Source organism: Veillonella sp. (genome assembly GCF_019414865.1).
GTDB lineage: Bacteria > Bacillota > Negativicutes > Veillonellales > Veillonellaceae > Veillonella.
The window spans coordinates 41,346-48,456 of sequence record NZ_DXLG01000001.1 but is presented as its reverse complement, the minus strand read 5'-3'; the positions used below and the strand labels follow the sequence as shown (position 1 = coordinate 48,456).

6 protein-coding genes are annotated in these 7,111 nt (G+C 38.2%); 1 reads left to right on the top strand and 5 read right to left on the bottom strand.

Translation table 11 applies throughout. From position 1 onward, the window contains the following. Window positions 1-35 precede the first annotated feature (35 nt). The 4 genes from QZ334_RS00215 to QZ334_RS00200 form a co-directional block, all read right to left on the bottom strand. Complete coding sequence (locus QZ334_RS00215) at window positions 36-1,547, bottom strand: type I restriction-modification system subunit M (RefSeq protein ID WP_295230877.1); 1,512 nt, start codon at window positions 1,545-1,547, stop codon at window positions 36-38. Window positions 1,548-1,871: 324 nt separating this feature from the next. Continuing rightward, on the bottom strand, window positions 1,872-3,407 hold the full coding sequence (gene guaA, locus QZ334_RS00210; protein WP_295200089.1) for a glutamine-hydrolyzing GMP synthase: 1,536 nt from the start codon (window positions 3,405-3,407) through the stop codon (window positions 1,872-1,874). A 274-nt stretch (window positions 3,408-3,681) separates the two neighbouring features. Beyond that, a complete protein-coding gene (locus QZ334_RS00205; protein ID WP_295230874.1) occupies window positions 3,682-3,879 on the bottom strand; it encodes a 4Fe-4S dicluster domain-containing protein in 198 nt (65 codons plus the stop codon). 181 nt (window positions 3,880-4,060) lie between these two features. Next, a complete protein-coding gene (locus QZ334_RS00200; RefSeq protein ID WP_295230870.1) occupies window positions 4,061-5,200 on the bottom strand; it encodes a Cof-type HAD-IIB family hydrolase in 1,140 nt (379 codons plus the stop codon). 205 nt (window positions 5,201-5,405) lie between these two features. Here QZ334_RS00200 and QZ334_RS00195 point away from each other — a divergent pair, with 205 nt between their 5' ends. After that, on the top strand, window positions 5,406-5,732 hold the full coding sequence (locus tag QZ334_RS00195; RefSeq protein ID WP_295230867.1) for a hypothetical protein: 327 nt from the start codon (window positions 5,406-5,408) through the stop codon (window positions 5,730-5,732). Here QZ334_RS00195 and QZ334_RS00190 read toward each other — a convergent pair. Continuing rightward, window positions 5,725-6,906 carry an amidohydrolase gene (locus QZ334_RS00190; protein WP_295230865.1) on the bottom strand — a complete coding sequence of 394 codons (1,182 nt, stop codon included), beginning with the start codon at window positions 6,904-6,906 and terminating at the stop codon, window positions 5,725-5,727. The two genes, QZ334_RS00195 and QZ334_RS00190, sit on opposite strands and share 8 nt — an antisense overlap. Window positions 6,907-7,111 lie beyond the last annotated feature (205 nt).

Here is a 7,111-nt window from a genome sequence, read left to right as displayed (position 1 = left end):
CATTTGTATCAAAAATTAAATAATATTTAACGTCATCATTTAATGTCATATCCAATCGCCCCTAGTTTTTCACGAATTTCCGTTTCTAATTCACGGGATTTTATAAACATTTCTGATAATTCAGAGGTAAGCCGACTCATTTTTTCTTCAAATGGCTCCTCATCTTCCTCAACAACTTCAAGACCAACATATCGACCTGGAGTAAGAATATAATCTTGTTCTTCAATCTTCTTAGTATTAACAACAGCACAAAAGCCTTTTACATCCTCTAAAGTACCCTCTTGAAATGACGAGAATGTATCAGCTAATCGTTGAATATCATCATCAGTAAAATCTCTATGTTTACGATTAACCATATAGCCCATATTACGTGCATCAACAAATAGAGTTTTTCCTTTTTGTTTTTTATTCATTGAAATAAACCATAAGGTAACCGGTATAGTAACACTATAAAATAGCTGAGTAGGTAAAGCTACAATACCTTCCACGAGATCCGCTTCAATAATATTTTTTCTGATATCGCCCTCACCGCTAGTTTGTGACGATAGTGCACCATTTGCTAAAACAAGGCCGATTTTCCCATTTGGACCAAGATGGTGAATCATATGTTGAATCCATGCATAGTTTGCATTACCTGCAGGTGGTATTCCATACTTCCAACGAACATCATCTTTTAACTTCTCCTGCCCCCAATTAGAAAGGTTAAAAGGAGGATTAGCCATAATAAAATCAGCCTTTAAGGTTTTATGTAAATCATTAAAGAATGTATCTGCCTGATATGGACCAAAGTTTGCATCGATACCACGAATTGCCATATTCATTTTTGCCATCTTCCACGTGTCAGCATTAGATTCTTGACCATAAACAGAGATAGTTCCTCTATTACCACTATGAGCTTGTACAAATTTCTCACTTTGCACAAACATGCCACCACTACCACAACAAGGATCATATACGCGACAATTATTAAATGGTTTTAAAATAGAGACAATAGTTTTAACGATACTTGACGGTGTATAAAACTCACCACCCTTAGTGCCTTCATAAGAAGCAAATTGAGCAATACAATATTCATATGTTCTTCCCAACAAATCCTTACTTGCCTCGGTACCGTCCATTTTGACTTCATTAGTAAAAAGATCAACAACTTCTCCGAGTACCCTTTTATCTAAATCAGGACTAGCATAATTCTTAGGTAATACATTTTTAAGTGTTGTATTCTCTTTTTCAATAGCTCTCATTGCATTATCAATAACAAGTCCAATTTCAGGTGTATGTGCAGCAGATGCAATTGTACTCCACCGAGCTTCTTCTGGAACAAAGAAAATATTTTCTTCTGCATATGCATCTCTATCATTTTCAAATCCGTCGCCTTCTTTTATAAGCTCTTCATAGCGTTTCTCAAAAGCACTTGATATATAACGAAGAAATATTAACCCTACAATTACTTTCCGATATTCTGCAGCAGGAATATGTCCCCAAAGAACACAAGCCGCATCCCATATTTGTTTTTCAAACCCAATATCTGTATTATTTTTTGCTGCCATAACCTATATACCATCCTCATTAAAACTTACAAATCAAGATTATTGTCATGAAATCCGTATAATCGAGTAAATATACTATAAATCCTAATATTTTTTATTATAACATCTTAGATAATTAGAACACATCATTAATTCATTTATTTTTCATGGTAATAACAAATAAATTTATTGCTTTTACCATTTTAATCACTAATACAAAATTTCTATTACCATCTAAAACATATATTTTGAAGACCTATAAAAAAAGTCATCCAAAGACAAATTCTTTGGATGACTAAATTATATTATGTATTTTTATATGTTAGCTATATTAAGTAAACCATCTTATTCCCACTCAATTGTTGCAGGTGGTTTAGATGTAATATCGTACACAATACGGTTGATGTGTTGTACTTCGTTTACGATACGACGGGAGATTGTGTCTAATACGTCGTAAGGGATGCGTGCCCAGTCAGCAGTCATGAAGTCTGTTGTTGTTACGCCACGCAATGCCAATGTGTAGTCGTATGTACGGAAGTCGCCCATAACGCCTACAGTACGTGTAGATGTTAATACTGCAAAGTATTGGTTGATGCTGCGATCAAGGCCAGCTTTTGCAATTTCGTCACGGAAGATGTAGTCCGCATCACGCAAGATATCGAGTTTTTCTTTAGTGATTTCACCCATTACGCGAATAGCAAGACCAGGACCTGGGAATGGTTGACGCCATACGAGGTAATCAGCCAAACCTAATTCAGAACCAAGTTCACGCACTTCGTCTTTGAAGAGGTTACGCAATGGTTCAATAAGGCCTTTAAAGTCTACAACTGCAGGCAAGCCACCTACGTTGTGGTGAGATTTAATAACTTCAGCTTCGCCAGTACCGGACTCGATAACGTCAGGGTAGATTGTACCTTGTGCCAAGAAGTCAACGGAACCGATTTTACGGCCTTCGTCTTCGAATACGCGAATGAATTCTTCACCGATAGCTTTACGTTTCGCTTCTGGATCTTCAAGACCAGCCAATTTATCTAAGAAACGTTTTTCTGCATCCACACGGATGAAATGCATGCCGGAATCTTTGAAAGCTGCTTCAACTTCGTCGCCTTCGTTTTTACGCATTAAACCATGGTCAACGAAGATACAAGTCAATTGGTCACCTACAGCTTTGGAGATAAGAGCTGCTGCAACGGAGCTATCTACACCGCCAGACAACGCCAACAATACTTTACCATCGCCTACAGTGTTACGGATCTCTTCAATAGCAGTTTTTGCATAGTTTGCCATTGTCCATGTGCCTGTGAAACCACATACTTCGTACAAGAAGTTGTGAAGCATTTCTTTACCATGTTCAGTATGCAATACTTCTGCATGGTATTGCATAGCGTATAATTTACGCTCTTTGTTTTGCATGGATGCAACAGGGCAGTCTTTTGTATGAGCAACGATTTCGAAACCTTCAGGTACTTTTGCTACATAGTCAACGTGGGACATCCAAACAACTTGGTCTTCGTCCAAGCCTTTGAACAATGGAGATGTAGTATCCACTTTAGTAGGTGTTTTACCAAATTCACGGTTGTCCGCAGATTTAACTTCACCACCCAATGTATGCGCCATAAATTGCATACCATAGCACATGCCAAGGATAGGAATACCAAGTTCAAAAATCTCTTTTTCGATTTTTGGAGAGTTTTCTTCATACACGCTGTTAGGGCCGCCTGTGAAGATGATACCTTGCGGTTTTAATTCTTTAATTTTGTCCAGCGCTTTGTTGTATGGATATACTTCGCAGTATACGTGATTTTCACGAACACGGCGCGCGATCAATTGATTATATTGACCACCAAAGTCAACAACAATAACAAATTCCTTGTTTTCCATGCCTTCCTCCATATGCATCTATTTGTGAAAGTATATTCACTATTTTTTAATGCCCATACATTTCTGTACTGGGGGTGCGTTTTTTTCGAAGCAAACGCTAATTTTCATTACATTTCATTATACCATACGAAGAATATGGACTCCATATATTCCGTATGAAATTTATAGAAAAGATTTTAATGTTCGGATTTTAATATATTTCCCTGAAATGAACCTAACCTATTCCAACAACTACCAACTATACCCTACTCTGGCCAGCTCTTTATGTTAAATCCTACTCTTTATGATCCTCGCGTTTAGACATTTTAACGGCCCCTACAGGACAAATTGAATAACAATCGCCACAGCCGATACAGCCTTTGCCAATGTTAAACTGAGTCTCCCCTTTGGTGATGCATTGAACGGGACAATCTACAGCACACGCACCACACTTAACACAAGTGTCATCGATATGAAATTTTAGATTTCCCATTTACATCACCTCCGATTTTTGATTATCCATCAACTACTACCAACGCTAGGGATCATAAATTCTATTACAATGCCGCCGCTGATACTATTAAACTTTTACAATTAAATAATATATATTTTTCCGATACTACCAGTTAAAAGTATTTATTTTTAACTGGTAGTATCTCTAATTTGAGATATGATTACTGATTCTTAAGTAGTTCATTATTGTACGCAATAGCTGAATAGATAGCCTTTGCCACGCCTTGGTGGTTATTATCTGTAGTCACGTAGCGTGCTGCTTCTTTAATATTCGGTTTACCATTTCCCATAGCAACGCCAGCGCCTGCAAAGCGCAGCATAGATAGGTCGTTTTCACTGTCACCGAGTGTCATTACTTCGTCCGGACTAAAGCCCCAGTGATTTGCTAAAGCTTCTACGGCTGTACCTTTTGTGGTATGTGGTAATACGAATTCTAAGTTACCTTCACTAGAAAGTAGTACATCATAAAAACGTTCACGGCCTGTACCATCGTGAGACATACCTTGGTATTCATCGCGTAAGTCTTGTAAGATGCGTTGACGCATAGGCTCGTCACCATAGAAGATTTGCATCTTTTCAGGGCCTTCGTCTAAGGCTTCCATATGAGCTAATAAATCAGGAACCATCGTACGTGTTGCCAAGATAAATGGGCGAATATTAGGTCTAAAGAAGAAATTAGACTGTTCCACTTCACACTCAGACATATTTATATTCGCTGCTTCATCACCTTCGGCTAAGGCATAGTGATCATGCGTTTCACCTGGCAGATGACCTTCTGTATCAGCAGAAATATGATTATTCATTACGCTATGAGAACTCTTTGTATTACTGTCATCGCCCTCATTACGTTCATCTGCACAAGCACATAAACGTTCCGGTGTAATGCATCGAGACGGCGGATACATGCCAAAGATTTTGTCTTTCACATAGGCCTCTACATAAACGCCATAGGTTAAAAGTTTACGCAATAAATAAATGGCTTGTTCTTTATCAAATGTTACATGGAACAGCGAACGTTTTTCTTCCTTATCCATTACATAAGCACCATTGGTACACATGAAATAGCGTAAGCATGGCAGTTTCTCGATGACATCGTTCATCTCATTCCAAGCACGACCAGAAGCGATGGCTACACGAATGCCGCTTTCACGAGCAGCACGAATCGCCTCGATAGCCTCATTAGGAATTGCTTTCGCATCATTAACCAAGGTGCCATCTACATCGGATGCAATGAATAGAATGGGTTTATCACCGGTGAGACCTATATAATTTTTAATTTGTAATGTTTCAGTTGAGAACATGAAGTCTCCTTTAATATGGTATATAAATGGATAGATATTATTTTCAATCAGTAGTACAGTAATACTTAGATGTATATATAAGCAAAAATATAACGATTGAAATTTAGGGATTGAAATATAGCATTAAAATGTAAAGTAATCCCGACCTAAATATCTCTATAAAAATACGTAAACAATAATCGACATAGATAGGAAGTGAAATCATATGCGTATCATAATTGATCGAGATGCAGTTTGTGCCGGTGATGATATGAATCATCATCGTGAAGAATTTACCGTACCAGATGATATTACCATAGCCGGTTTATTTGAATTTCTTGAGTTTAAGTATATCCCAGTCATCGCTGGAAATAACGTGGTCTGGGCGCTCTATTATCATGAACATGAATTAGGAGCCTATTTCACCAAGATTCAGAGTTTCATAAACGGAAACATCTCATTATCATCCATTATTAATAGATCTGAAAAAGACCACGAATTCTACCTACACTATTACAGCCATCCTGATAGATATAGAAAACGCTTTATTTAGATGCATTAAATTCAGCAACGATTTCTTCTAATACAGCTGGATTTTCTACCAATCTTAACAAGGTGCGGCCTATGATATTGGCTCCGTCCACAATTGTTTGTTCAATGGTGGATTCTAACATAGCCGCAGCGAATTCTTTAGAGTGGCACACTTTATCTTCCCCAGCGAGTCGCAATTTAGGATGGAATGCTGCACATTGGTAGCTAACATTACCGATGTCTGAGCTGCCCCCAATATCTGCTGGGCCGGGCTTGAAATCAATGCCCATATCAGACATTACGTCTTCGATTAGAACGGTGCCTCTATGGTTTTGGTTCATATCATCATAAGGATTACCGTAGAACTCTACATCTACAGTAGTGCCTGTACAGAGGGCGGCACCTTCAAAGATGTTCTTAATCTGTTCAGATAAGCCATTCAAATATTCACGTTCAGTATGACGCACCGTCACTTCTAATTCACCGAATTCAGGAATAACATTGGATGCAGTACCACCAGCAATGATCCACGTACCAATACGACTTTCAGGACGTACTTGTTGACGCATCATATCCATTGCATGAATAGCAAGTTGTACGCCGTTTACCGCATTGATACCATTCCAAGGCTCACCAGCCGCATGGGCTGGTTTACCGTGATAACGAGCGCGGAAGCAGTCCAGCGCCAAAAACTGTGAATTAGGTCGAGTTTCTTCCCCATCAAGATGAACCATGATAGCAAAATCATAGTCTTTAAACACCCCTGCGTTACACATATCCACCTTACAACCTGTGGCTTCTTCATCAGGTGTACCGATGATATCGATGTCCATATTGAAAGCAACGCCGTCTTGTTGCATTTTATGTAGTGTTAATGCTGCCAGAACACTCATAGAGCCACTAGCAGAGTGACCACATGCATGGCCTACTTCAGGGAGTGCATCATATTCACATAAAATTGCCAAACGACCTTTTGGATTATCTACTTTCACAGCAGAAGCCTTGAACGCTGTTGGCAAATTACAGAATTCATAGGTTACATCCATGCCATGTTTTTCAAGAACAGCGCCAATCGTTTTGACGGATTCAAATTCATGACTGGACAGTTCAGGGTTCTTAGCTAATGTATAATTGATGGCAAACGCATCAGGTGCGAAGCTTTTACAAAGATCAGAAAAGGTATTCGTAAGGGACATAGTGCCTCCATGTATATACGCCAATGATTGTAAAGAATGAAGATGCTCTACAACCTAAAATAGAAAATCTTATATTACTGTAAAGTATGGCCTAAGAGTGAGCCAGCTTGAATAAAAATTTTAAATATAATGATAAATATAAAACTCTTTTACTCTTAATTATACAATGTTATTGCCTATTATTGTAAAATTCCGTACAATATAA

What these genes read in the sequence shown, in the direction of transcription:
- QZ334_RS00215 (WP_295230877.1), bottom strand. Translation starts at nt 1,547, where the DNA reads ATGGCAGCAAAAAATAATACAGATATTGGGTTTGAAAAACAAATATGG.
- guaA (WP_295200089.1), bottom strand. Translation starts at nt 3,407, where the DNA reads ATGGAAAACAAGGAATTTGTTATTGTTGTTGACTTTGGTGGTCAATAT.
- QZ334_RS00205 (WP_295230874.1), bottom strand. Translation starts at nt 3,879, where the DNA reads ATGGGAAATCTAAAATTTCATATCGATGACACTTGTGTTAAGTGTGGT.
- QZ334_RS00200 (WP_295230870.1), bottom strand. Translation starts at nt 5,200, where the DNA reads ATGTTCTCAACTGAAACATTACAAATTAAAAATTATATAGGTCTCACC.
- QZ334_RS00195 (WP_295230867.1), top strand. Translation starts at nt 5,406, where the DNA reads ATGCGTATCATAATTGATCGAGATGCAGTTTGTGCCGGTGATGATATG.
- QZ334_RS00190 (WP_295230865.1), bottom strand. Translation starts at nt 6,906, where the DNA reads ATGTCCCTTACGAATACCTTTTCTGATCTTTGTAAAAGCTTCGCACCT.